Annotated in this window: 21 protein-coding genes and 2 pseudogenes; 14 read left to right on the top strand and 9 right to left on the bottom strand. The window is 47.8% G+C overall.

Features of this window, described 5'->3' with window-relative positions:
• Nucleotides 1–17: 17 nt before the first annotated feature.
• Both mutM and IPP66_11715 read left to right on the top strand, forming a co-directional pair.
• Nucleotides 18–821, top strand: coding sequence for a bifunctional DNA-formamidopyrimidine glycosylase/DNA-(apurinic or apyrimidinic site) lyase (mutM, locus tag IPP66_11720; GenBank protein MBK9925943.1), 804 nt, complete (start codon nucleotides 18–20; stop codon nucleotides 819–821).
• Nucleotides 822–824: 3 nt separating this feature from the next.
• A complete protein-coding gene (locus IPP66_11715) occupies nucleotides 825–1,523 on the top strand; it encodes a hypothetical protein (GenBank protein MBK9925942.1) in 699 nt (232 codons plus the stop codon).
• 100 nt (nucleotides 1,524–1,623) lie between these two features.
• On the opposite strand, the gene IPP66_11710 is transcribed toward IPP66_11715, so the two are convergent.
• The 5 genes from IPP66_11710 to IPP66_11690 form a co-directional block, all read right to left on the bottom strand.
• Nucleotides 1,624–2,466, bottom strand: coding sequence for a universal stress protein (locus IPP66_11710; GenBank protein ID MBK9925941.1), 843 nt, complete (start codon nucleotides 2,464–2,466; stop codon nucleotides 1,624–1,626).
• Nucleotides 2,467–2,468: 2 nt separating this feature from the next.
• Nucleotides 2,469–3,017, bottom strand: a complete 549-nt coding sequence (locus IPP66_11705; protein ID MBK9925940.1) for a chromate transporter — start codon at nucleotides 3,015–3,017, stop codon at nucleotides 2,469–2,471.
• Nucleotides 3,014–3,532 (bottom strand): chromate transporter, encoded by a 519-nt coding sequence (locus tag IPP66_11700; protein MBK9925939.1) that lies wholly within the window; start codon nucleotides 3,530–3,532, stop codon nucleotides 3,014–3,016. The genes IPP66_11705 and IPP66_11700 overlap by 4 nt, the downstream gene beginning before the upstream one ends.
• Before the next feature lie 131 nt (nucleotides 3,533–3,663).
• Nucleotides 3,664–4,293: a fumarate hydratase C-terminal domain-containing protein gene (locus IPP66_11695; protein MBK9925938.1), complete on the bottom strand. Its 630-nt coding sequence runs from the start codon at nucleotides 4,291–4,293 to the stop codon at nucleotides 3,664–3,666.
• Between the two features lie 87 nt (nucleotides 4,294–4,380).
• Nucleotides 4,381–5,259, bottom strand: coding sequence for a fumarate hydratase (locus IPP66_11690; GenBank protein ID MBK9925937.1), 879 nt, complete (start codon nucleotides 5,257–5,259; stop codon nucleotides 4,381–4,383).
• A gap of 119 nt (nucleotides 5,260–5,378) precedes the next feature.
• Here IPP66_11690 and IPP66_11685 point away from each other — a divergent pair, with 119 nt between their 5' ends.
• Nucleotides 5,379–6,689 carry a hypothetical protein gene (locus IPP66_11685; protein ID MBK9925936.1) on the top strand — a complete coding sequence of 437 codons (1,311 nt, stop codon included), beginning with the start codon at nucleotides 5,379–5,381 and terminating at the stop codon, nucleotides 6,687–6,689.
• Here the strand turns inward: IPP66_11685 and IPP66_11680 are convergent, their stop codons facing one another.
• A complete protein-coding gene (locus IPP66_11680; GenBank protein ID MBK9925935.1) occupies nucleotides 6,690–7,697 on the bottom strand; it encodes a GNAT family N-acetyltransferase in 1,008 nt (335 codons plus the stop codon).
• 125 nt (nucleotides 7,698–7,822) lie between these two features.
• Here IPP66_11680 and IPP66_11675 point away from each other — a divergent pair, with 125 nt between their 5' ends.
• The 3 genes from IPP66_11675 (at nucleotide 7,823) to IPP66_11665 (ending at nucleotide 14,055) form a co-directional block, all read left to right on the top strand.
• The gene (locus tag IPP66_11675; GenBank protein MBK9925934.1) at nucleotides 7,823–10,405 is read left to right on the top strand and encodes a hypothetical protein; all 2,583 of its coding nucleotides are present in this window, start codon (nucleotides 7,823–7,825) and stop codon (nucleotides 10,403–10,405) included.
• A 25-nt stretch (nucleotides 10,406–10,430) separates the two neighbouring features.
• Nucleotides 10,431–11,414, top strand: coding sequence for a hypothetical protein (locus tag IPP66_11670; GenBank protein MBK9925933.1), 984 nt, complete (start codon nucleotides 10,431–10,433; stop codon nucleotides 11,412–11,414).
• Between the two features lie 181 nt (nucleotides 11,415–11,595).
• Entirely contained in the window at nucleotides 11,596–14,055 is a 2,460-nt protein-coding gene (locus tag IPP66_11665) for a diguanylate cyclase (GenBank protein MBK9925932.1), read from the top strand.
• On the opposite strand, the gene IPP66_11660 is transcribed toward IPP66_11665, so the two are convergent.
• Together IPP66_11660 and IPP66_11655 are read right to left on the bottom strand one after the other, a co-directional pair.
• Nucleotides 14,052–15,194 (bottom strand): polysaccharide pyruvyl transferase family protein, encoded by a 1,143-nt coding sequence (locus IPP66_11660; GenBank protein MBK9925931.1) that lies wholly within the window; start codon nucleotides 15,192–15,194, stop codon nucleotides 14,052–14,054. The genes IPP66_11665 and IPP66_11660 overlap by 4 nt on opposite strands.
• A 13-nt stretch (nucleotides 15,195–15,207) precedes the next feature.
• Complete coding sequence (locus IPP66_11655; protein ID MBK9925930.1) at nucleotides 15,208–15,945, bottom strand: class I SAM-dependent methyltransferase; 738 nt, start codon at nucleotides 15,943–15,945, stop codon at nucleotides 15,208–15,210.
• 60 nt (nucleotides 15,946–16,005) lie between these two features.
• Between IPP66_11655 and IPP66_11650 the strand changes: the two genes are divergently transcribed.
• The 4 genes from IPP66_11650 to IPP66_11635 all read left to right on the top strand — a co-directional run bounded on the left by IPP66_11650 (nucleotide 16,006) and on the right by IPP66_11635 (nucleotide 20,569).
• Nucleotides 16,006–16,767: a phosphoadenylyl-sulfate reductase gene (locus IPP66_11650; GenBank protein ID MBK9925929.1), complete on the top strand. Its 762-nt coding sequence runs from the start codon at nucleotides 16,006–16,008 to the stop codon at nucleotides 16,765–16,767.
• A 6-nt stretch (nucleotides 16,768–16,773) separates the two neighbouring features.
• Nucleotides 16,774–18,408 (top strand): tRNA uridine(34) 5-carboxymethylaminomethyl modification radical SAM/GNAT enzyme Elp3, encoded by a 1,635-nt coding sequence (locus IPP66_11645; protein ID MBK9925928.1) that lies wholly within the window; start codon nucleotides 16,774–16,776, stop codon nucleotides 18,406–18,408.
• A 121-nt stretch (nucleotides 18,409–18,529) separates the two neighbouring features.
• Nucleotides 18,530–19,420 (top strand): DnaJ domain-containing protein, encoded by an 891-nt coding sequence (locus IPP66_11640; protein ID MBK9925927.1) that lies wholly within the window; start codon nucleotides 18,530–18,532, stop codon nucleotides 19,418–19,420.
• 15 nt (nucleotides 19,421–19,435) lie between these two features.
• Nucleotides 19,436–20,569 carry a trypsin-like peptidase domain-containing protein gene (locus IPP66_11635; protein MBK9925926.1) on the top strand — a complete coding sequence of 378 codons (1,134 nt, stop codon included), beginning with the start codon at nucleotides 19,436–19,438 and terminating at the stop codon, nucleotides 20,567–20,569.
• A 58-nt stretch (nucleotides 20,570–20,627) separates the two neighbouring features.
• Here the strand turns inward: IPP66_11635 and IPP66_11630 are convergent, their stop codons facing one another.
• Nucleotides 20,628–21,272 (bottom strand): molybdopterin-dependent oxidoreductase, encoded by a 645-nt coding sequence (locus IPP66_11630; protein ID MBK9925925.1) that lies wholly within the window; start codon nucleotides 21,270–21,272, stop codon nucleotides 20,628–20,630.
• A gap of 277 nt (nucleotides 21,273–21,549) precedes the next feature.
• On the opposite strand from IPP66_11630, the gene IPP66_11625 reads away from it, so the two are divergent.
• The 4 genes and pseudogenes from IPP66_11625 (at nucleotide 21,550) to IPP66_11610 (ending at nucleotide 25,092) form a co-directional block, all read left to right on the top strand.
• Nucleotides 21,550–22,104, top strand: a complete 555-nt coding sequence (locus IPP66_11625) for a sigma-70 family RNA polymerase sigma factor (protein ID MBK9925924.1) — start codon at nucleotides 21,550–21,552, stop codon at nucleotides 22,102–22,104.
• A gap of 12 nt (nucleotides 22,105–22,116) precedes the next feature.
• Nucleotides 22,117–22,407, top strand: coding sequence for a hypothetical protein (locus IPP66_11620; protein MBK9925923.1), 291 nt, complete (start codon nucleotides 22,117–22,119; stop codon nucleotides 22,405–22,407).
• A 138-nt stretch (nucleotides 22,408–22,545) separates the two neighbouring features.
• Nucleotides 22,546–23,880, top strand: a pseudogene (locus tag IPP66_11615) (preprotein translocase subunit SecA).
• 651 nt (nucleotides 23,881–24,531) lie between these two features.
• A pseudogene (locus tag IPP66_11610) lies at nucleotides 24,532–25,092 on the top strand (preprotein translocase subunit SecA).
• Nucleotides 25,093–25,274: the final 182 nt, after the last annotated feature.

Below are 25,274 nucleotides of genomic sequence, written 5' to 3'. Positions count from 1 at the left end.
AAAGCTGAAAGCTAACTATGCCTGAACTCCCTGAAGTAGAAACTATTGCACGTTCACTGGAACCCGAACTGGTCGGCAGAACGATCCATTCTGCTGATCTGCGCTGGGCACGGACTCTTGCCACGCCTTCGCCAAAAAAGTTCAAGGAGCAGATCCAGGGGCAAAAGATCAAAGAAGTGACGCGCCGCGCGAAGTACTTTATCCTGCGTCTTTCCGATTTCAGCCTGTTAATCCACCTACGCATGAGCGGAGACCTATACGTCAAGACTAGTACAATCCAACCAGCAAAACATGACAGACTTGTAATAAAATTATCAGGTAACAAGTCTTTGATCTTCAACGATACACGCAAGTTCGGGCGTGTTTGGCTTACGTCCACTCCAGAGGATGTGCTTGGTAAGTTAGGACCCGAACCTCTCAGCAAAGACTTTACACCGCAATGGCTTTTGGGTTCATTACGCAAAAAGCATCGTCAACTCAAACCATTACTGCTCGATCAAACCTTCCTTGCCGGGCTGGGCAACATCTACACAGATGAAGCCTTGCACATCGCCAAACTGCATCCGCTGGCAATGTCTGATTCGGTCAACGAGAAGCAGGCAAAAGCGTTGCATGAGGCGATCCGCAAAGTGTTGAAGGAAGGCATCAAACGCAACGGTGCGTCCATTGATTGGGTGTATCGCGGCGGTGAATTTCAAAACTATTTTCAGGTATACGATCGTGAAGGTCAGCCATGCGTTGTCTGTGGCGCACTGATCGAAAAATTGGTGGTTGGACAACGCGGCACACATATTTGTCCTGAGTGTCAGGTATTGAGGTAATACATGGACGTTGTGATTCAGCTCCTTAGCCCTCTTGCAGTTCCAGCCATCGCACTTATCATCGGCTGGGTACTTGGGTATTTCGATTCAAATAAGCGCACTGCCGACAAGATAAAGAAAGCCGAAGAGACTGCGAAGTTCGCGGTCGAGAGCGCCGAAGCCAGGCTGGCACAAGTTACATCCAAAGCCGCCGAGTCCCCCACTCTCCCGTATGCTGTAGATGATCCCGGCCTGATGCGCATCAAAAACGAAAACGGAATATTGACTCTCGACCTCGATGGTGAGCGGATGATTCCCAACGCGCTGACAGCCGAGCAACGCAAACGCCTGATCGAAATGTTGAATGCAATTCGTCCGTGGCTGGAAGGGAAACCAGCCATCGCTCCTGCGACGATGCCGGCGAGTCCGCTTCCTCCCATGCCGACAACACCCATCGGCTCTATCGCCATCAGGCCTGCTCCAACTCCACCGGCCTTTCCTCCATCTCAAGTTTCTTCGCTGGAAACTGGGACATCAAGCGCCAAAACATCCTCCAAAAAGAAAGTGGAAGAACCTGAGCTCCCCCCCCACAAGCATCGTGGGACAGATCAACTTCATTCTGCAAGAACAGATCATCAACACCCCGCTTGCATCGCGAGGTGTCTCATTGTTGGAATCTGCTTCAGGTGGTGTGAGCGTATATGTTGGGGTAAATCGTTATGAAAGCGTGGATGAAGTCCCTGACGAAGAGATCAAATCCGCGATTCGTGCCGCGATTGCAAGTTGGGAAAAGAAATACACACCGGGCTTGTAATACGTCAATTTACAACTGTTTGAATCGCGCGGTCAAGACCGGGCAGTGAACGATCTCTGCAACTTCAGCAGTCACGTTCGGCGTATAGAACTGTCGCAAAGCATGGGCGCTATACGGTGACCCCATGCAGACCATATCATATTCCCCTCGTTTTATCTCTGCCAAAATTTGTTCCACAATATTGCCTTCACGCGCAACAGTGTTCGCATTCACGCCTACTTCTTTTGCCATCTCTAAAGCTTTGCGTAAACTACGGCCCGGCAAAGTGTTAGTCTGTGCAAGATCATCCAAGTGTTCACGTACATCACGTGTACTTGGATAATCCAAGTCCGCAGGAGGGATCACATGCAGGATCGTCACATCCGCTTTGCAGGCGGTCGCCACTTTAAACGCAAGGCTTTCTGTCGCTTCTGCATAGATCAAACCACCAATGCTCACCAACATCTTTTTCACCGGCAATCGCATTTGCGGCACGTATAAAATCGGCCCTTGTATCTTCTCCATCAACTGACGAATGGAACGTCCCGTAAGCCAGCGTTTGATGCGTGGACGTCCCAACGGGCTGACCACTGTGATGAAGTCACCGTGATTGGCTTTTTGCGGGATGACTTGCTCCGCCTCTCCATTATGGATCTCGAGGCTGTATGCAATACCCTTGTCCTTAAACAAGCTGACGGCGTCTTCGAAGATATCCTCCAAAGGGTGATGATCCTCCATCGTTGCAGGATCCAGGTTCTCGGTCACACCCAGAAGCGTGACTTTCATCCGCATGGATTCTGCCAGCCACGCACCATATTCAATCGACGGCCACGTCCCTTTATATCCGTTCGTTGTGATCAATAACTCCGACATCGTCAAATACTCCGATTCCCAAATAAGATCACGCCAAGAATACCGGCCCCAAGCAAAACAAGCGGGGATGGCAGGTCAAACCAAAACGCAACCGCGCTTAACACTGCAATGAGCACTACGCGACGGTCGATCTTTTTTCTTGAACTGGCGCGGAACAACTCCCACGAAACCACCACGATCAATGCCGCCACAGCCGGGCTCATGCCTGCAACGAATCCATTAAGCCAATTTTCATGCTGAAATTGTTGAAGGGCCGCGGCAACGCTTAACATTAATACAGTAGGTGGAATGATCGCCCCCAACAATGCCGTAAAAACACCTGGAATTCCTCCCGCTGAAAAACCCACGAACATGGCAAGCTTTAACGCTTCACTGCCCGGCAGAACATTCGAAAAGCCAACGGCTTCGACGAATTGTTCTTCCGTCATGATGGTTCCGACTGCTTCCTTGTATAACAAACCAATGGAAGCAGGACCTGAAGGTGACAAAATATTCACCTTGAGGAACATCCACAATAGTTTCAACCACACCTTGAACTTCGGCTGGTTCATGATAAGAACAACACCCCAGCTATACCCGCAACAAGGATAACGATCCGCTCAGGAACTTTTTGACTGGATATGGCCGCAAGGCTGATCAGAACAATAACCCATCCCTGCCAACCGGTTGCGCCACCTTTCTGAAAGATCTTCCATGCCGTAAACACCATAAGCACAGAGATCGCGGGCGCAAGCCCTTCTACAAAGTTACTGATCCATGCCTGACGACGTAAACGATGCAAGATCATTGTCACACCAAGGATAATGACCGTAGGAGGCAAAATGGATGCAACCAAAGCAACCATACCACCTGGTATCCCTGCCACGGCATAACCAATGTACATCGCAAGCTGTAAAGCATCACTGCCCGGTAAAACAGAGGAAAGCCCAACCGCCTGCACAAACTGTCCCTCTGTGATCAAGTTACCAACGACCTCATGATAAAGTAGGCCGACAGAGGCAGGGCCTGATGTAGAAAGTAAATTAACCTTTAGGAATATCCAGAAGAGTTGAGTAAGTTGTTCCAAAATTATTTCCTTCGATATTGGGCACAATTGTAACAATAATTGCGTAACTATCAGGGCTTACTTGCAGAAAGAAACATAAACAGGAGCGATTACTTAAATACCGCTCCTGTTTATTTGTATAAATCGGCTGACTAATACGGCTTTGCCAGCAAATCGTCCAACACTTTGTGCGAACTCTCATCCAGCGTGGAATGTTTGCTCACACCGTGCGCATCCATGGTGACGACCACAGGGAAGTTCTTCACCTCGATCACCCACATCGCTTCAGGGACGCCAAATTCTTCGAGCTTATACACTCCCAATACCTTTTGCACAGTCTGCGCAAGGAAAGATGCCGCACCACCGATTGCATGGAAGTACACACCTGGCGTATCTACACATCCCTGCAAAGTCTTTGCTCCCATGCCACCTTTACCGATCACGCCCTTGATGTTGAAGTGTCTCATTACGTCGGCTTGATAAGGTTCCTCGCGCGTGGAGGTTGTGGGTCCCGCCGCGACAAATTTATATTGTTTGGTATCCAAACCCGAAACCACAGGTCCACAATGATACAAAACAGCCTGATTGAGATATTTCTTGATCTCTTCATACACCTGCAGATCATCGCCTTGCGGTTCACGTGTCTTCTTGATAAACGTTTCACTCATCCACTTATGGACAGCATCACGGCCCGTAATCATAACTCCTGACAATTGCACGGGCTCCCCAGCATGTAAACTGCGGATGACTTCGTCGCCAATAGGAATAGTTATTTCGCGCATGGTATTTTCCTTATTTAAACACAAAGGACACAACGGTCACGAAGGTTTGTCAATCTAATTCCTTTGTGTACTTTGTGGTGAAAAGATTTACTCGTAAGTGACTTCATCACCCTTCACCGTCATCTTGCGGCGGCGATATGCCCAACACATATAAGAAACAGACACAAAGTATGAAGCGGGTAAACGATGCATTCCAGTGATCTTTGTGTCCAGCACGGTCGTCTGTCCACCAAAACCCATCGGACCAATGCCCATCTCGTTGGATTCCTTCGTCAGGCGTTCTTCCAACTCAGCGATCTTCGGGTCAGCATTGCGTGTGCCCATTTCGCTAAACAACACTTCCTTCGATTTGACATAGGATGACCCTCGGTCACCACCAATGGACACACCCAAAATACCCGGCGCACATCCTTTTCCCTGTGCCTTTTGCACCGCATCCAAAACCACCTTGCGGACACCGGCCAGGTCGCGCCCTGCGCCTAATGTATTATCTGGCAGTGAATACTGCGCGCCCACGTTCTCACATCCGCCGCCCTTGAGCATCAACTCGATGACCAATGGCTGGTCTGCATCTACTTCATCAAAATGGATATACGGAAAGTCGTCGCCTCCAAGATTATTACCTGAATTTTTATCGTAGATGGCATCCACGGCATTCGGTCGCATATAGGACTTTTTGGTTGCTTCAACCATAGCAGACCTTATCTGCTCTCGGAGCTTTCTCGTGCTACTCCCCTCTGGATAATGAACATAGAAAATCGGCGTGCCTGTATCCTGGCAGATCGGCGTCGAGTTAGCACGCGATAATTCGATATTCTTCATGATCGTCTCCAACGCTCCACGCGCCGCAGAACCTGGCTCTTCCTTCTCAATAGACGCACGCAAACGGTCTTCCACATCCTTTGGCAAGCTGGACGATGTGCGGCGGATCAACTCTAAAATCTCATTGGTAAAGTCTTTTTGCATGGCACCTCCGATGTAATAAATGATACTCTGAAATGGTAAGAATGCAATCAAAATATAGAGAGTATCTCCACAAGTTTTTGTCCAGTATAATTCGGCAAATTTTCTAAAGTGAGTGTGTTATGAAAAAAGGATTGGTGTTATTTATTTTACTGGCTACAGTAGGAACCCTTTTTGTATTGCCTAACTTTTACCGCAACAGATGGAATGCCGTTGATGTAAAGTATTATGAAGGGTGGCAAACACAATACGATCGCTTTGTGATAGCCAGATTAGTCAAAACGCGACAGGATGGCTTTTTTTCTGCTAGTGGCTTTATGGGCCTTGGAGATGTAACCGAGTTAAATTTTCTGTCTGCAACCAATAGGCATCAACTAGAACTGTACTTAAATAATGGTAAATTTCAATCTTATGAAATTTATAGGTCCAATCCAGGATTTCAAGGTATCTTATATGGAACCATTGATAAGCTACTAAACATCTCAAATAATCAGAAACTCAAGATTTTCCGCGGTTTGACTGCACTTTTATCTGCTACAGGAATTGGTATCTTGTTTGCAGCCTTTGCAATAGAATTTGGCATCCTTGCAGGGTTATTGATGCTTTTTTTTGCGGTTTCATCAATTTGGCTCGTTCTTCCCGCAGGGAGTATTTTTTGGAATCTTTGGGCAATCTTTCTGCCTTTTCTAGCAAGTATATATGTGCTGACAGAATCTACCAAGCGGGGTTATTACAATGCAACTAAGCTCCACATTCTTTTATTTTTTTCAACTTTATTGAGAATTTTGCTCAGCGGTTTCGATGTTATAACAACCGGCATGCTTATGACAACTGTGCCTTTTGTTTTCTATGGTATCAAAGAAAATTGGGGATGGAAAACATTCTTTATTCGTTCGATAAAGGGTGGATTTTCCATTTTAGCGGGTGTCATAACAGGTCTTCTTGTTATGTCAACACAGATCATCCTTGATGAGGGTAACACCAAAAGCGCCATTAGCTATATTTTAAATCGCTTGGGTCACCATGCAGAGGGGAATTCCAAGATTTTTACAAACCCCGAGATAAAAGCAACGAAAATTAGCGCATTCGAAATTTTAGGAAAATATCTGAATATGCCGGCATTAACTCTTCAAGCCGGGGGGATGAATATTGTAGTCTTATATTGGCATCTTGTAGTGATGTTTGCAATTTTCACAATAATTTACTTGGCCTGGAACAGAAATCAAAGGCAATATCCACTCAAAGCGACAGCACTTATAGTTTCAACTTGGTACTCAATCTGTGCACCTTTTTCATGGTATTTATTATTCAGGCCACACTCAATCATCCACACACATGTAAACACTATGGGATGGCAGATGCCTTTTACCCTTTTGGGGTTTGTATTATGTGGATACGTACTTACAGATTTATTTAAGAGAAAAACTGTCTGATCACCTAATCACTCGCACCCTCATTACAAAGCGATCCACCCCGCCGAAGCGATATTTGTATTCTTCGTCGCCGCGCATAAAGTCAAATTCGTGACGGTTGTTTTCGCAACACCATTGAATGGTGTGACCGAGCAGGACCCAACCGGGGGAGAATTCCATATGTTCACGGCTGACGCCGGAGTTGTAGCCCCAGAGTTTGTTTTTGTAATCGAAGTTGAGTGATGCCGCAGCGCGGACGCCATCCACTTCAAGGAAGCCGAGCCAAAGATAGCCGTATGCATGCGCGGCTCGCAAGGACTTGGACATTTGATCGCGCATGACCTCATGCAAGAATTCAGCTTTGTTGGGGTCTTGTACCATCAAATGGAAAAATGATTCCAATTCAGGTTCGATATCCACATTCTTATCAACCACATAAAAACGGACACGTCCGCTTTCCTCTGCTTTTCGCATTTTGCGGCGGATCTCATGACGCTGTTTTTTGTCTATATTGGCAAGATAATCATCAAACGAACCATTCAATGCAATGCACGGAGTGGGGCGATAGACTTCTTCGTGATAGGTCCAGCCGCGTTTTTCAGAGTCCGCTTTGAGGGCGGCGAGGGTGGGAGAGTTATCGGGGAGGTTGTACCAATCGAGACTGGACCAGTTGTCGGTTAAGGAAGAGGCGAGGAAATCTATGAGTCCAGAGAGGAAGCGAGGCAAGTCATCTTCTCGGACGATCAAATCCAAGTAGTCTGAAATCTCGATGCTTCCAATGAGGAGCACGGCTTGGTGTCCGTCGTATTCGTCGATGAAGAGAGGTGCGATACCAATGAGTTGATCGTTTTCGCTAGCTGAGACAAGAACCAGTTTCGCGTTTTTCCATTCACCGCCGCCGGAGGTCTTCCACCACTCAGAGAGGTATTCATAACGCGAGAAGGGAGTATCGGCGATGCTTTGCTCAACAAGCATATTCCATGTGTTGGGATCGATCTCAGAAAAACTGTTATGTAATTTGAATTCCATATATTTCATCTTTAGGCATAATTATAGGAGCATAGAGGGCAATTTCAAACCTGCCCGCCATGCCCCTACGCCATACGCAAATTTTACCAGTATAATGATGGTTAACTTTTTGATTATCTTACGCCGTGGCAAACTTCGACTTAAACATCCTCCCCATTCATAGACAAAACGGACAAGAGTTCGCTGACCTGCCCGGTCTGCTGGCTGTTGCACCACCACGCAAAGCCGCACGTGGACGCGACAAGGACAGTCTTGTGCTGTACTTGATGCTTTCAGGCAATGCAGATTTCTCAACAGCAGAAGTCAAGCAACTGATCAGCAATGCGGCCAGTTCGTTCTATCAAAATGCGGGATCGCTCACCTCTGCCATGCGCAAAACGGCAGAGAACATCAATGCAACATTGCTGGAACGCAACCTTTCAACAACCGGCCGCGGACAATACGCAATCGCCACACTCGCTCTAGCCGTGATCCGCGATAATCAATGTACAGTTTCTTTGAGCGGCCCAGCACATGTTGTTTGGATCACAGACGGGCAACAAAGATACATCCACGACCCGGCACTTTCAGGCAAGGGCCTGGGTTCGAGCCAGAGTATCCAGACTTATCTTTCCCAAATTGAATTCAAAGCAAATGATCTGATCGCCTTGTGTGGAAAATTCCCAAAGGATTGGGAAGCCGATCTATTAAACGAACGTCTGCCTGCTTCGTTGGATGCAAGTTATCGCAAGCTGACATTCACAAAAGGCGACTTGAATGCGACTCTCATCCAGCCTCAAAGCGGACGTGGCATCATCACCGTTCTTCGTCCCGATGTAAGTGCTTCGCGTCCTTCTCAACCCCGGTCTGCTCCTACGATCGAGGCACCGATCGAACCTTCAGCCTTTGCCATGCAACCTGCCGAAGAGCAGAATGAAATCGTTGATGTGGATGAAACTGAAAGTGTTTCCTTCGAGCCAGAACAGCCCATCGAAGAGAACGAACTCCAACAACCTGCCAAGCCCACCATCACCGAGGAAGATATCGATGCACTGGCTGAACTCGGCATTCATTTTCTTCAGCCCTCGGCTTACGCGATTCCGCCACAACCAGAGCCAGCGACGTATACCCCACCAGTAAAAGAAGAGACTCCCGCAACCACCCCAACGTCCACAGGGCCACGCAGTTTTCCTCCGTCCATTCCGCGTGCAAAACCTGTTGAGCCCAAAGCGGAAGTACAACAACCCGATGTGGAAGAAGATGAGGAAGAGCCAGATACCGAATCGGAAACCGTTGAGGTGGAAGGGGCCGAACAAGTAGAGAAAAAATCTCGCTTGGCATTTTTGAGAAAGCCCGAACAACCAAGCGCACACGCTGAAGCGGCCCGTCAGTTGGCAAAAGTTATGGTCGGTGGAATCAAGACCAGGCGTCGTTTGAACGAGCGCGTCGGGGATTTCTTGAAGAATTTCATACCGAAGCTACTTCCGAACGGCGAAGAGACAAGTCAGCCGTTCGTCATGCCAACATATGCAATGGTATCAATGGCCGTTATTATTCCGATACTCGTAGCGATGGTTGCATGGATCGTATATGCCAAATACGGTCTCAACGAACAATTCAACGAGTTGTATTTGCTTGCACAGACAGAAAAAGCCCAAGCCGACATTGAAACAGACCCAGCTCGCCAACGTGATATGTTAAGTGGTGTGCTTGAGAAACTCGACCAAGCCGAAGAATATCATGGCGGCGAAACAGACAAAACCAAACTACTACGCACAGAAACGCAGGCAAAGCTAGATAATCTAATGGGCGTCATCCGCCTTGAGTTCATCCCCGCTTTCACAAACGGGCTTAGCGGCTCGGTACAGATCAGCCGCATGGCCGCCAGCGAAAGTGATCTGTACATGCTCGATGCAGAACGTGGCAACATTCTGCATGCTACATTCACCGGAAGAAGCCTTGAATTCGACAGTGCATTCAATTGTCAGCCCGGTACATACGGTGGATACGAAGAGTTAGCCATTATAGATATTCTGGCTTTGCCCAAAAATAACGCCGTAGGTGGCACTGTACTTGGCATTGATAAGGCTGGTCATCTTCTCTACTGCGCACCGGGACAAGTTCCGCAAGTGTTCCCATTACCCGCTCTTCCCAATACGAACTGGGGACGAATCACATCCTTTGTTTTGGACAACGACAACCTGTATATTCTTGATGCAGACGCGCATGCAGTTTGGGTGTACAGAGGCAGAAACAGTTCTTTTGTTGATTCTCCCTACTTCTTCTTTGGAAATCAGGTTCCCAACATTGAAAACGCCATCGACCTGGCTGTAGGCGGAGACGATCTCTATTTGCTTCATGCCGATGGACATCTTTCCACATGCACCTATAGCCGCATTGCTGAAGTACCCACACGGTGTGTGGACCCAGCACCACATGTAGATAACTATCCTGCACATAAAGATTTTGATGTCTTTGCACAAGCACATTTCACACAAATGTCGCTTACCAATCCGCCTAACTCTGTCATCCTTTTACTTGATGCTGATAATCAAACTGTCTTCCGCTTATCACCACGTTCGCTCGAGTTACAAAATCAGGTCAGCGGTTTTGCGAGCAAAGCCAATCCCTTCCAACAAGGCACTATCGGTGCGATGACGATCAGCCCTAACTATGTTCTTTACCTCGCAGTAGGCAATCAGGTCTACTTCGCGACAAATCTTCCGTAACCAATTCGCAAATCGGACATGCCGCATGTTCCCTTTTTTCAAGCGACAACCCCCGCCTCCTTCTAAGCCGACAATTGATCCTAACAATCCAATCGAGCCGCCACTGACAACGATCCTCAAGACGCTTGTCATTGTCTATAACCCAGTGGTAGATAAATCCTCTGGTAAAAGGCTCCTCGAGTTTATGAACTGGAATCGTGTCGAGGACCTCGCCACAGGGTTCATGTCCGATATCTTGCTTGTCAGCGGCGGATTAGTCCGTTATCAGATTGTCCAACGTTTTGACGTAGAAGACTTCCCCGTCAAAGTAGACGGCCACAAATACGATGCAGAATCGTATCTCAATGTAGTGCGAGGCGCGTCACGTCCATATATGCCCCAAGAGGCGAATTATTACGACATCATCAAAAAATTCGATATTCTAAAATCTGTTGCAAACGGAACAATTGATGAAGTTTGGATATTTAACTTCCCTCATGCAGGCTTTTACGAATCCATCATGGGCGGACTCGGTGCCTTTTGCTGCAATGCCCCGCCACTCAAAAATACCGAAGCCTCAAAGCGACGTTTTATCATCATGGGCTTTTCTTTTGAACGTGGCGTAGGTGAAATGCTCGAAAACATGGGCCACCGCGCCGAATCCATTATGGAAACAACTTTTTCGAAAATTCCTGAAGATATAAACCTATGGAAACGGTTCATTCGTTACGACAAAACGCACCCCGGTCAGGCCGCGCTGGGCAACGTCCATTTTGCGCCGAATAGCGTACGTGACTACGACTGGAACAACCCATCCACAGTCATCAGTGAATGTGATGACTGGCTATACAACTTCCCCGATTTCAAAGGCGTGACTCGCAAAGTCACCGCCGCAGACTGGGGGAATGGAGACATCCGAAAACATCATATCTGGTGGATGAAGCATTTCCCAAAAACTCAGGGACGCCAAGATGGAATCCACAACAATTGGTGGCAATATATTGCAAACCCTAACAATGTCAGTTTTTAATGTGGCTTGTTGCAATTAAAGCGCAATAAGCAATGGGTGAATTCCCCTATTGTTATCGTTAGAGCAATCGGGGACAATATTTTGAATATGCAATACTAATGAGCTTATTAGTTATTACAATCAAAATTCAAGGGTCATACCTAAAAGTTCGCTCCACACCCATATCTTGCACAAGGCGTCAATGAATAAATTGATTTATCCATCTGACAGAACATCTCCCCTTAGAGTCACTGCACTCGCTTTCATATTGTACACAGCCATCTTGATCGTATTCCATCACGAATTTGGCTCTGCTACAGCATCATTTGCTGTGCTCCCTGTTATCAGTGCGGGATGGTTTTTTGGCATCACAGGCGGAGCGGCAGTTGCTATTCTTGCAATTTTCGCAAGTGAGCTTCTACACGTTATTACAAATCACTCCGAAAGTATTTCAATCCTCAATCCCGAAAATGATGTTCTCATTCTTGTCTTACTTTCAATAGCATTTATTATAGGGAAACTTGGTACTGTTACTCGCGAGCGACAAAGTGCTCTGCTCAAGTTAGAAGAGTATGAAAAAAGTCGCCAGGCATATACCAACTTCCTCGAGTTACTTCATACGAGTACAGGTTTAGCTCTCGAGGCCAAAAGTATTGAGGCAACACTCAAAATCCTCGTTGAACAAATTGGTGCACTCTTTGAAGCGGACGACTGCTACTTTGCTTTTTGGGATAATCAAAGAGACCTGCCCCAACCCACTATAGCGTATGGGTCCATGAGTGACATTTACCCATATATGATGTTTCAACCAGGCGAACGTCCATTATCGAAATCAGTAATGGAAGCTCAATCGCCAATTGCAGTTTCTGATACCGAAAATTCCCCGTTCATTGATAGCAAGATCGCAATGTTATACCCTAACCGTTCCATGTTGGGGTTTCCACTCATTGTGGACGGACAAAAATTAGGCACATTAACCTTGGGGTACAAGCGAAGTCATACATTTGATCAAGAGCAAATCTCACGCGCCTCAATCACTGCCGAACAGGTTGGGTTGGTGCTTGCAAAATCATTGTTGCTCGAAGAGGAGAGAAAACAGGTCAGGCAATTGAGCGCTTTATATGATGTCGCACATATTTCCTCGCAGGTAGATGATGAAGATGCGTTGATCGAACGTGTGACAGATATCATTGGCAACAATCTCTTTCCAGATAACTTTGGCATTCTCTTGTTAGATGAACAAACACAAATATTGCACCCACATTCATCCTATAAGGTTTATTCGATAGAAGAAGTCCACACTAAACCAATTAAGGTTGGCGAGGGAGTAACCGGGCGGGTTGCGTTGACGCGCAAATCGCAGTGTATTGGAAACGTCAGGCAAATTTCATATTATCTGGATGTGGATGATCGCACAATTTCAGAACTTTGTGTGCCCATCTTATTTCAAGAACAATTATTGGGTGTGATTAATGCAGAAAGTACGAAAAGAAAAGCCTTTAACGAGGAGGATGAGCGCCTGCTTGCAACCCTGGCTGGGCAACTAGCAACAGCCATTAAGCAAATTCGCAGAACACAAGCGGAAAGAAAGTGGCTAAATCAACTTGCCCACTCTAACGACATAATCTACTCTATTGCACAGATCACTGCAAAGATCGAAAGAGCATTGACCAAGGAAAATATCATCCTCCTTCTCGGTGAAGAGCTGGGCAATATCGGTCTTACCTGTATCATGGCGAGTTACGATAAAGAACGGTCCCAATTTACAATAGACTATACATCACTGGAGTCGCACTTTCTCCATGCCGTAGAAAACGCGTTGGGGTATCCATTAGTCCAATATGCATTTTCGGAAGACAAGTTAGAACAGGTATCGAGCGCAAAGGGTATTATCTACCCTGTTATGATTCCAAATCCAGAGGAAGAAATTCAAGCTCTATTCACAGGCACAAAAAGGGACAGTACTAAAAAAACCCTGCAGGAGATCGGCATCACCCCCGGAACTGAATTACTACGTTTACCCTTGAAGGTGGATGAAGATCTACAGGGAATATTATGGATATGGGGAAGCGGTATCCAAAATTCAGATCTACCCATTATGTCTATTTTTGCAAAGCAAATTGGCACTTCTTTCGAAAGGGTACGCTTGTTTAAAGAGGTGCAAGAACTTGCATTGACTGACCCGTTGACCGGCTTAAGCAATCGCCGCAATTTATTCGAATTGGGAAACATCGAATTTGCTCGTGCCACTCGAATGGAGCGTGAATTCTGTTGCATGATGCTTGACCTAGACCATTTCAAAAAGATCAATGACAACTACGGACATTTAATCGGGGATCAGATTTTGAAGGAATTTGCCAATCGCTGTAAAAATTCAATCCGCGAAATCGATATAATCGGTCGCTATGGTGGTGAAGAATTAATCATTCTTTTGCCAGAAACAAAAGTTGATACGGCCAAACTGGTCGCAGAACGATTGCGCAAGAATATTGCCAACACACCAATGATCGCTTCAGGTCAGGAAATCAACATAACTGTCAGCATCGGCATCGCCGGGAAAAGTGCAAACACATCAGATTTGGAAACGCTGGTTGCACGTGCAGATCAGGCTTTGTATGTAGCCAAACACAAGGGGAGAAATGTTGTGGCAGTGAGCGTTTAATTATCAGGCTTCAAAAACTGTTTATATACTTCAGCATCAGTCCAGGCTTGTTTTCGCGAGGCTTCTGCTTTGACTTCAAAGGCTTGTAAGATCTGATCTCGGGATAATCGTAACTTTTCAACTTGCTTTAGTATCTTTTCGACATCCAACGACTGCCAATCGAATAAATATTCCTGCATATGGATCTCTTCCATCCAATCGTTCATACGTTCATCATGAGAGATGGCGATCAGGGGTGTATGCATCATGGTGGCAAAGAACGCCGAGCCAACACGCCCCGCAAGTAACAAATCACATGCTTTGATAATGCCCAATATTTCTGTAGCAAGGTAGCGGTGACCAATGACTTTCAAACGAGACGGGTCATCCATGTATTTCTTTATATTTTCTGCCGCCGCAAGATCTTCCTCCAGCTTTGGGTTCATAGCGATGATGAACACTTGCGACGACTTACTCAATTCCGCCACAAGCCTGCCGAGTGTCTCATTGAAACGGTCAATGCTCCCCTCATGCATATCAAGATGACCCTTGACCCAATCCGGGATCTCTTTGTAAATATAACGGACTGTTACCCCGATCATAGGCTTTTCAGGGTCGATTCCCTCTCCTCTGAGAATTTCGTTCACCCGCTCACGCGGAGCAGGATCCAAGATCGCACGCAGATCAATCCCTTTTTGCATGGGTGTTTCAACACCAACATCTAATAATGATCTATAGGCACTTGCATCACGTGTCACGATCTTTTGGGCGTGGTTACCGATCCAGCGAAACACGGCCTTCCCAAACCACGATTTAACCGGAAACCCCGTCACCCCATAGATGAGCACAGGGACACGCGCCAGCGACACAAGGAACATCAGAAATGCCACACGCACCAGATGCGGAAAATGATCGAAGAATGGGCCGCCGCCGATCACGAACAAATCTGATCTAAAAATACGCGATATTAACTTGTCGATTCGAAATACAGGCGTGATCGTCAAATTAGGGTAAGACTGCTGAACAAGAGGGTTGAGACGTGTCAGCATGGTCACATCCGCATCGGGTGCGAATGTTTTGACGATCTTATACTGTGAGATCATTTGCGCTTCATCTGCAACTTTTTTCAAGGTCGTCCCCCAAATCGTTACTCGTTTCATTGTTTTCTCCTCATTAAAGTTTTTTCCACACTTGATATAAACCTAAATTTCCTGTATCGCCATCAGAATAAAAAGCACTTATAACATCAAAACCCGTTGCATTTGCTAATTCTTGCAATTCGCCTGCATCAAAGTGGTGGACATACCGCAGGCCTTCCCCTCCGCTTCGCCAATCGAGCAAGTAATCGTTCGCGTCTATATCGGACCTTGAGACTGCTACTCGTTCCCATGGCTGGATTCTCGCTTTGAGCTTTTCGCTGTTTAAAAACTGCCAGTTAGAGTGGATAAAGAGCCCGTCTTGGCTTAACAATTTATGGACAGTACGCAAAATATTCAAACGAAGTTCGCGAGATGGGATGTGATGAAGCGTTGCGAAACAAGTTATCAGTGAGCAGGTATCGGTGTATTGACTGATAACTGATAACTGTTCACTACTTGGAGATAACTCAGCAAGATCGATCTGCAAGAATTTGGCAGAAAAAGTTTTCGGGATCGACTCTGCATCTCGGAGCAGAGGCAGGCTAAAGTCGAGGCCCAGATACGAACCGCGGTGGCTGCGATCTGCTAATTCGCGGGCAAACCAGCCATTGCCGCATCCCAAATCCAATATGTTCTCGTCCCCATTTAGAGATTCAAGCACACGGCGGACACCGGGCTGAATGCGATGACGAGTCGCCGAGAAGGAATCGCCGAAACGAGTGTAAAAATCACGATTAAGTTCGATCAATCGCACAGCTGTGGCTGAATTCATGAGGTGATTATACCCAGTGCCATTTATAACTGGGTATTCTATAACGGGTATAATCCTGCCATGCTTACGCCTATAGAGATAGAAACTTTATCGGAAGAATTTGAGACAAAGACACCGCAAGAGATCATTCAGTGGGCAATGAAGATGTTCTGGCCACAAGTGGCGATGAGTTCCTCGTTCCAAACACAAAGTGTGCCGCTATTACATATGGTCTCTAAGATCAATCGCAACTTGTTGATTTTTTTCATTGATACAGGCTATCATTTTTGGGAGACGGCCATCTTCCGCGAGCAGTTGGCGTCCGAATGGCATTTGAATGTATTGGATCTATACCGTGACACACGTTGGGATGTGTATGCGCGCCAGAACACGCGCACACTTCCGCTTGCAGACCCAAACCTGTGTTGTTATATTCACAAAGTCCAGCCGATGCAAAAAGCGATGAAAGATATGCTGGCATGGATCAGCGGTATTCGACGCGACCAGACTGCAGTGCGAGCCAAGGCAAAAATTTTAGAATTACAGGATGACGGGTTGCTGAAGATCAATCCATTGCTGAATTGGACGAAGGCAGATGTGAAACGGTATATGGAAGAAAATAATTTGCCGTCGCATCCATTACTCGAGAAAGGCTATCGCAGTGTAGGTTGTGCTCCTTGTACTGTGGCGATCGGCCTCAATGACGATGAACGAGCTGGTCGCTGGCAGGGACGCGGCAAGACTGAATGCGGCCTGCACACCGACATGTTCACACATAAGAATGTGTCTGAATTAAAAAGTGAATTTCAAGTGGATGTTCCCACAATGAACGGAAACAAGTAGAACTGTATGCAAACAGAGAAACGCGAACGTTGGAGAGAGACTCATCTCATCACACCTGACAAGAAAGATCTGGCACGTCATGTGCTAAATCTGATTCGAAGCGGGCAGGATGTGACAAAGACTCTGCGCAGTCATCCACTTGAAAATGGAAGCGGGTATCTCAACAAGTCCATGCTGGTTTCGATCTACAACGAAATGGTTGCGGCGGGAGAGATGGAAGAGGACGTACGCCTACTCGAGCGGATTCGCATGAAGCCCATGCGGACTCTCTCCGGTGTGACGACGGTCACGGTTCTGACGAAGCCATATCCGTGTCCCGGTAAATGCATCTTCTGCCCCACTGACGTCCGTATGCCCAAATCGTATTTACCCGATGAACCCGGTGCGATGCGCGCAGTGGAACATGAATTCGATCCGTATGCGCAGGTGATGTCGCGTATTACGCAATTGAAGGCGTTAGGACACCCGACTGACAAGATTGAGTTGTTGATCCTCGGCGGGACATGGTCCTCGTATAAACGCGATTATCAGGAGTGGTTCGTCAAACGTTGTTTCGATGCAATGAATGGTTTTGCAGATCTTCCACGTGAAGAAACGAAGCTAAACATAAGCGAACTGGATAATGCGCATACTTTCAACGAAACAACCCACAACCGCAACGTGGGACTTGTCATTGAAACACGTCCTGATGAAATTACACCGGATGAAATAAAGTGGCTTCGACATCTCGGTGTGACCAAGGTGCAGATGGGCGCACAGAGTTTGGATGATCGTGTCCTTGCAATGAACAAACGCGGGCACGATGTGGAATGTACGCGTAACGCTGTAGCGTTACTGCGCGCGGCGGGCTTCAAAGTTGTTTTGCATTGGATGCCCAATTTGCATGGCGCAACTCCCGAATCGGACCGCGAAGACTTTGCGCGCTTGTGGAATGACTTCTGTCCAGACGAGATCAAGATCTATCCCAATCAATTATTGGCGAATGCTGAATTATATGAATACTGGCAACGCGGTGAATTTAAGCCATATACTACACAAGAACTCATTGACCTGATCGCCGATATCAAGCCAACTATTCCACGCTATTGCCGTGTGAACCGAGTGATCCGTGATATTCCGTCCACGAATGTTGTAGAGGGGAATCGTCGTACGAGCTTGCGACAGGATGTGCAGGATGAAATGAAACGGCGCGGCACACAATGTCAGTGCGTAAGATGCCGCGAGGTGAAGGGGAAATCGGTGAGGACAGAGTCTTTGGAATTACACGATCTCATCTACCAAGCAGGTACAGCGGAAGAGCATTTCATTTCGTATGTCACGCCAGAGGATAAGTTAGCCGGGTTTATACGATTGTCATTGCCAGGCAAGAACTCGCCAGAGACAGGCATTCATGATCTTGATGGCGCGGCATTGATCCGTGAAGTACACGTCTACGGACAGTCCCTTGCTGTGGGCGCAGAGAAGGATGGCGCGGCGCAACATATGGGCTTGGGGACACGTCTTCTTGAAGAGGCGGAGCGCATCGCCAAAGAAAATGGATTTGCGCGCATGGCGGTTATCTCGGCAGTCGGCACACGTGGATATTATCTCGGACGTGGATTTGAACGAAGTGAATATTATCTGGTGAAAAAGCTCAATTAAGTAGAATCAGCTTCCAGTTAAGAATGAAGCGGGGTTTTCATCCAATACTCATCAATTAGAGTTGTGTTAGACATCCACATGGGTTCTTGACTCGCGCTTGACGAGGTGTGACAATTAAAGTATGGACTATAAGGATTATTACAAAATTCTCGGCGTGGACCGCAAAGCCAGTGAGGACGATATCCGCAAGGCATATCGCAAACTGGCCAAACAATATCATCCCGATTACAACCCCAACAACAAACAGGCCGAGGATAAATTTAAAGAGATCAACGAAGCCTACGAAGTGTTGAGCGATGCAAAGAAACGCTCACATTACGACAGGCTTGGTTCCGATTACTCGCAATGGCAAAGGCGTGGTAACCCCGGCGATTTCAATTGGGATCAATACGGCGGAGCCCCGGGCGGCACGCGCGTCAACATGGACGATCTCAACGACATGTTCGGTGGCGGTGGCGGGTTCTCTGATTTCTTTCAAACCATTTTCGGCATGGGCGGCGCAAGACCTTCGGCGCGTTCGCAACCACAGGGATATCAACAGGAACTTGAGATCGCATTCGAGGAAGCATACAAAGGCACAACCCGTTTGATCGAGAGCGATGGCAAGCAAAAACAAGTCCGCATTCCGGCAGGCGTACGAACAGGTTCAAAAGTGCGCGTGGCAGGTGCTGGCCCGAACGGCCTCGATTTATATTTGATCGTTGATGTCAAAGAAGATAATCGCTTTGAACGACGTGGCAACGACCTGCACACAACTGCCACCGTCAATATCTTCACAGCCATCCTCGGCGGTGAAGCCGATGTGGAAACACTCGAAGGAAAGCTCAAACTCAATATCCCCGCAGGCACACAACCCGAACAGGTCTTTCGCTTGGCTGGGCGTGGCATGCCACATGTACGCGATCCAAAAGAAAAAGGCGATTTATTTGTCAAACTTAAAGTACAAGTTCCGAAATATTTATCGTCTAAACAGCGTGAGCTTCTTGAAGAAGCATCGAAGATCAAATTTTAGGAGTACGACTCACTCATGAAACGTCTCATTCTTTTCATAACCATTTTGACTCTCACCATGCTGGCTTGTCAATTAGGCGGACTTACGCCTCTTACCAAGCCGCAAACTGATTCTCTACAACCAACCGTTGCCACCCTTCAACCTGTTACGGCCAACCCGGTCGTCCTTGATGGGTCGCTTACCTCCTTATATCAACAAGTCATTCCCGGTGTCGTCTCCATTCGCACGGATAAAGGACAAGGTTCCGGCTTTGTGTTCGACAGCGAAGGCCACATTGTCACAAATCAACATGTGATCAATGAAGCTCAAATTGTGGAGGTCGCCTATTCCTCCGGCTTCAAAGCATATGGAACAGTGATCGGCTTCGATAAAGATGCGGATATTGCTGTCGTCAAAGTGGAAGCACCCGCCGAAGAGATCCATCCGCTGATAATCGGCGACTCAGATACACTCCAAGTGGGTCAGACCGTTGTTGCGATCGGCAATCCCTTTGGATTGAGTGGAACCATGACGCTGGGCATCATTTCCGGCCTTGGGCGCACACAACCTGTGGAACAGGCAGCCGCTGGCGGCGGATATTTCAGCACTGCCGATATCATCCAAACTGATGCGGCGATCAACCCCGGCAACTCTGGCGGCCCATTGTTCAACATGAACGGCGAAGTAGTCGGCATCAACCAATCCATACGAACAGACTCGTTCAACCAGGTCACAGGGAATGCTGTCAACTCTGGCGTTGGTTTTTCCGTCTCGATCAACCTTGTCAAACGCGTTGTTCCATTCTTGATCCGTGATGGAAAATACGATTACCCGTATCTTGGCATCCGTTCTTCAAGTGATTTGAGCTTGAGTCAAATCGAGGCGTTAGGGCTAACCACATATACTGGCGCATATGTGAGTGAGGTCACCCCGGGCGGCCCAGCCGACCAGGCAGGCATTCAGGCAGGTGATACCCCGTCCAGGCTTCAAGGATTGAACGCAGGCGGCGACCTGATCGTGGCAATCGATGGTAAAACAGTGACTACCTTTGATACCCTACTGAGTTATCTCGTCACCAACAAATCCCCGGGTGATACGGTAGTGTTGACAGTGATCCGTGACGGTCAATCCAAAGATATTACGGTGACCCTCGGCGCACGGCCGAAATAAGCAAGCTTTTCACTACAAATAAAAATCGGACGACAGATGATCTGCCGTCCGATTTGATTTATCCGAAACGTTCTTCTTTCCACACGTCGGCTCGATTGTGATAGCCGGCTTGTTCCCAGAAGCCTCTACGGTCGCGTGACATAAACTCCAGGGACCTCACCCACTTGGCGCCCTTCCACAAGTAAGGTGTTTCCAAGTCCGCTTGATCGGTGAGATACCCCACCACACCACGTAACGGATATCCATGATCGGGCGAGAGAGGCTCACCATTGAAATGTGTGGCAAGTAAAAAGTTATCCTGCAATACAACGTCCAATGGCAGGTTGACCGTAAATCCATATTCAGCGTGTTGCATCACATGTGTAGCGCCAGGCTTGATCTTGAAGAGGCCGTTTTGTACCATCGTTTTAACAGAGACACCTTCCCAGACCGTGTCGAATTTGCTCCAACGGGTCACACAATGGATGTCCATTTGGATCTTTTCACGTGGCAACTGATTGAACTCATCCCACGTCCAACGCTTCTCTTCTTCCACCTCGCCCCAAACACGGAAATCCCATGTGGCAGGGTTGAAAGATGGCACCGGGCCATAATGTAGAACAGGAAATTTAAATGTAAGAGACTGCCCCGGTGGAAGACGTCCCTCATTACGAATGCGGTCTTCTTCCTTGCGGCGGTCAAATCCTTCAAATGATGAAAACATGGTCTTTGCTCCTCGTCGATAGTGATTATATCAATTTCAACACCCCCAAGACCATCTAAAGCATGCAGATGTTACCCAAAAAATCCTTATGATTCTCTTAACTGGCCCTTCCTCTCACTTTGCAAATCCCGTACAACGGGCAATCTCTCTGTTAGACTATGGCGTCAGGAAGGTTTATAATACAGTCATCGTTAATTCTAATCTTTATGAAACTTGGCATTTATTTTGTACTTAAGAGTAGCATCCTTATGAAAACCCACGCAGACGGTGACTTGCCATGATCAAAGACGGCGTCACTCTGCTTAAGGCCGCACAAAAACTCGACGAAGATGCGTTGACTACCATCTTCGATGAATTTGCGCCCGCTATTTACAAGTACGCCCTGAGACTATGCCATGACCCAATCGATGCGGATAACATCGTAGGCGATGTATTTTCACAATTATTAGAGCAATTCGCAAACGGAAAGGGACCTCGCACCAACCTGCGTTCCTATCTCTACCAAACGGCCTACCACCTTGTAGTGGACCGTTCACGCGATAACAAACATACTGCCCCACTCGAAGTCGCTGTCAATATACAAGAGCGGGCGCGCACAGTTCCCACGGCAACCCAGATCGAAGAACGTGTCTTGATGGAGGCCCTCGTCTCTGCCATGAACTCGGAACTAACCGATGACCAACGTCATGTGATCATTCTGCGCTTCCTGGAAGATTTCAGTCTCAAGGAAACCGCACAGATCATCGGCAAGGAAGTCAATAACGTAAAGGTCATTCAAAATCGAGGAGTTGCCAAGTTACGGAAAGCCCTCGAACATCAAATCGAAGAATAGTAGGATTATCAAATGAAGAGCAAGTTCAGCGACCAGGACATGCGATTTTTTTTCGCTGGTCTGAAGAGCGCTGAGAACAAATACCCGCCAAGCATGATGCGGTCTCGCCGCAATATGTATATCAAACAGGCAGCAGCTGTACTGAAACGAGTGAGACAGGGCCAAATAATGAGCATTTCCACCAGTAATTGCTCGTCTACTCGCGATACATTTACAGGGGAATGGCAACGCATACAAAAAACAAGCCGCGCCAAAAACACCGCAGCCTTACCACTCAGCAAAAGCGATAGTAAGAAAAAATAAAAAGCAAGGCACTTGCCTATCACTTTCAAGACAACCAGATGGCAGGATTCAACTCCTGCCATCCTTTTGGTTTCTAATGAAAGTCAAATATTAACGCTAAGGGGCGCCATGCTATAATCTCCGCTCGAAAGGTACCAAATGTTAAACAACTTTATCAAACTCTTCGGGGGCGACCCCAATAAAAAAGTCGTCGAGCAATTAAGTGAAGTCGTCAAGCAGATCAACTCACTCGAGCCTCAATTCGAAGCCTTGAGTGATGATGCCTTACGCGCCAAAACGGACGAGTTCCGTGCGCGTATTGCTGATTCGCTTGGAGATTTGGAAGGGCTGACTGAGCAGGAGCAATTCAAAGCGGAGCAAGAAGCGCTGGAAGATGTCCTGGTTGAAGCATTTGCTGTAGTGCGCGAAGCATCCAAACGGACTCTTGGCTTGCGTCATTATGATGTTCAAATGATCGGTGGTATCGCCCTGCACCGAGGCTCCATCGCAGAGATGCGTACAGGTGAAGGTAAAACATTGGTTGCCACGCTCCCTGTGTATCTCAATGCATTGCTCGGGAAGGGCATTCACCTCGTCACGGTCAACGATTATCTTGCACGGCGTGATGCGCGTTGGATGGCACCGGTATTTAATATGCTTGGCCTTTCGGTCGGCGTTCTGCAAATGGCGGCTGTGACCGAGAACGGCAAGAAGGCTTTTATTGTTGACCTTGAACGCGAGTCGCCACACGAGGATCAGGAATTCCTGCGCATGGTGGATCGTGTAGAAGCCTATGCCGCGGATGTCACTTACGGAACAAACTCGGAATTCGGCTTCGATTATTTACGCGATAACATGACCATGAGTCTGGAAGAACGTGTCCAACGTGGTCACCATTATGCGATAGTCGATGAAGTAGACAATGTGTTGATCGACGAGGCGCGTACACCCCTCATCATTTCTGGCCCGTCTTCCGGTGACCTTGAGTGGTACGGCAAAATGTCACAGGCCGTCAAGCAACTCAAGCCCGAAGATTATGAGGTCAACGAAAAGGATCGCAACGTTTCGATCACTGAGATCGGCATGGCCCACGTTGAGCAATTGCTCGGCCTATCGTTGATGGACCCTGACCGGCCTGAAGATGTGACACCCGAACAAGCCCGCCTGCGCGGGCATCTTGAACAAGCTCTGCGTGCCCAATATCTTTTCAAACGCAACAAAGAATATCTTGTACAAGGTGGCAAAGTCGTGATTGTTGACGACTTCACTGGCCGCCTCATGCCTGGGCGTAGATGGAGCGACGGTCTGCACCAAGCAGTGGAAGCCAAAGAAGGCGTCAAGGTCGAACCAGAAAACGTCACGTATGCAACCATCACCTTGCAGAACTACTTCCGTATGTACAGCAAACTGGCAGGCATGACCGGTACCGCGCTGACCGAAGCAGAAGAGTTTAGCAAGATATACAAACTTGAAGTCACACCCATTCCGCCCAACCTTGAATATCAAGCCTTCGGCAAAGATGCACCTTTGATCGAGGTCAAGGCCAAGGATGAGGATGGGTATGCATATACTTATTTTGCCAAGCGCGATGATGCAGAGAAAACTCCGCTCTTCTATCGCCGCAAGGATTATCCTGATGTCATCTACCGCACCGTGGAAGCGAAACTACGCGCCATCATGCTGGATATTATTCGCGAACACGTACGTGGACGACCGCTATTGATCGGTACTACGTCTGTAGAATCATCAGACCAACTTTCGCTTCGCCTCAAAGCCGAGCCTGTTCGCCGTTTACTGCAAATTGCCCTCGTCCGAAATGTTTGGATACGGGAAAATAACCGCGAAGAGGATGGACGTCTCATCCCTGAACTGGCTCAGTTCAACGAACCGCTCGAAAAGATCTCACCCGATGTATTGCGGAAGTTCATCCAGCCGTTTGGGTTGACGACCATCAGTCTCGAAGACCCGTCCAACCTCCCCATTATTCTCGATATCATGCGGCTTGAGCCCAGCGATGCCGAACGCCTAAAGAAAGTTTTACAAGGTGGCATTCCACATCAAGTGCTCAATGCGCGCAAACATACGGAAGAATCGCAGATCATCGCAGGTGCAGGTTCGTTCGGCGCAGTGACCATTGCCACCAACATGGCAGGCCGTGGTGTTGATATTAAACTCGGTGGCGAGCTTGCTGAAGAAGTCATTGCGGCTGTCAATCGCGTGCTTGGCAAATCTGGCTACAAAGATCCCTTCGACATGACACATGAAGAACGTCGTGTTGCGTTGAAGAAAGTTGACCCAGCCAATTACGGCATCTACACAGCAGAGGTGCAACTCTTCCTGCAATACTTCGAGGACATGGAACGCGTCAAAGTTCGGGGCGGGTTACACGTCATCGGCTCTGAGCGCCACGAGGCTCGCCGCATCGACAATCAGTTGCGTGGGCGTTCTGCACGTCAAGGCGACCCTGGCTCATCCCGCTTCTATCTCTCGCTTGAAGATGATCTTATGCGCCTGTTCGGTGGCGATAGGGTCAATAACCTCATGCAAACCCTCATCAAAACTGACGACAGCCTCCCCATCGAGGTCCGCATCGTCAGCAACATCATCGAAGGTTCACAGCACCGCGTCGAAGGCGCCAACTCCGATGTCCGCAAACACTTGCTCGATTACGATGACGTACTCAACAAACAACGCGCGCAGATCTACGGTCAACGCGACCTCATCTTCGTAAAGGAAGACCTAAGCGATGATGTGCACACCATGCTCGAGGCCGAGGTCAAACAACGCGTATCACTGGGAATGACCGACGAAGAAGGCCCGTGGAAACTGATCGCCTGGCTCGATCAGGTCCAGCCGCCGTTCATGTCGGAAGAACGCCTCTTCCCCAG

Source organism: Candidatus Defluviilinea proxima, from assembly GCA_016721115.1.
Lineage (GTDB): Bacteria > Chloroflexota > Anaerolineae > Anaerolineales > Villigracilaceae > Defluviilinea > Defluviilinea proxima.
Note: the sequence above shows the minus strand (reverse complement) of the source record. Positions and strands in the feature narration are given on the sequence as shown.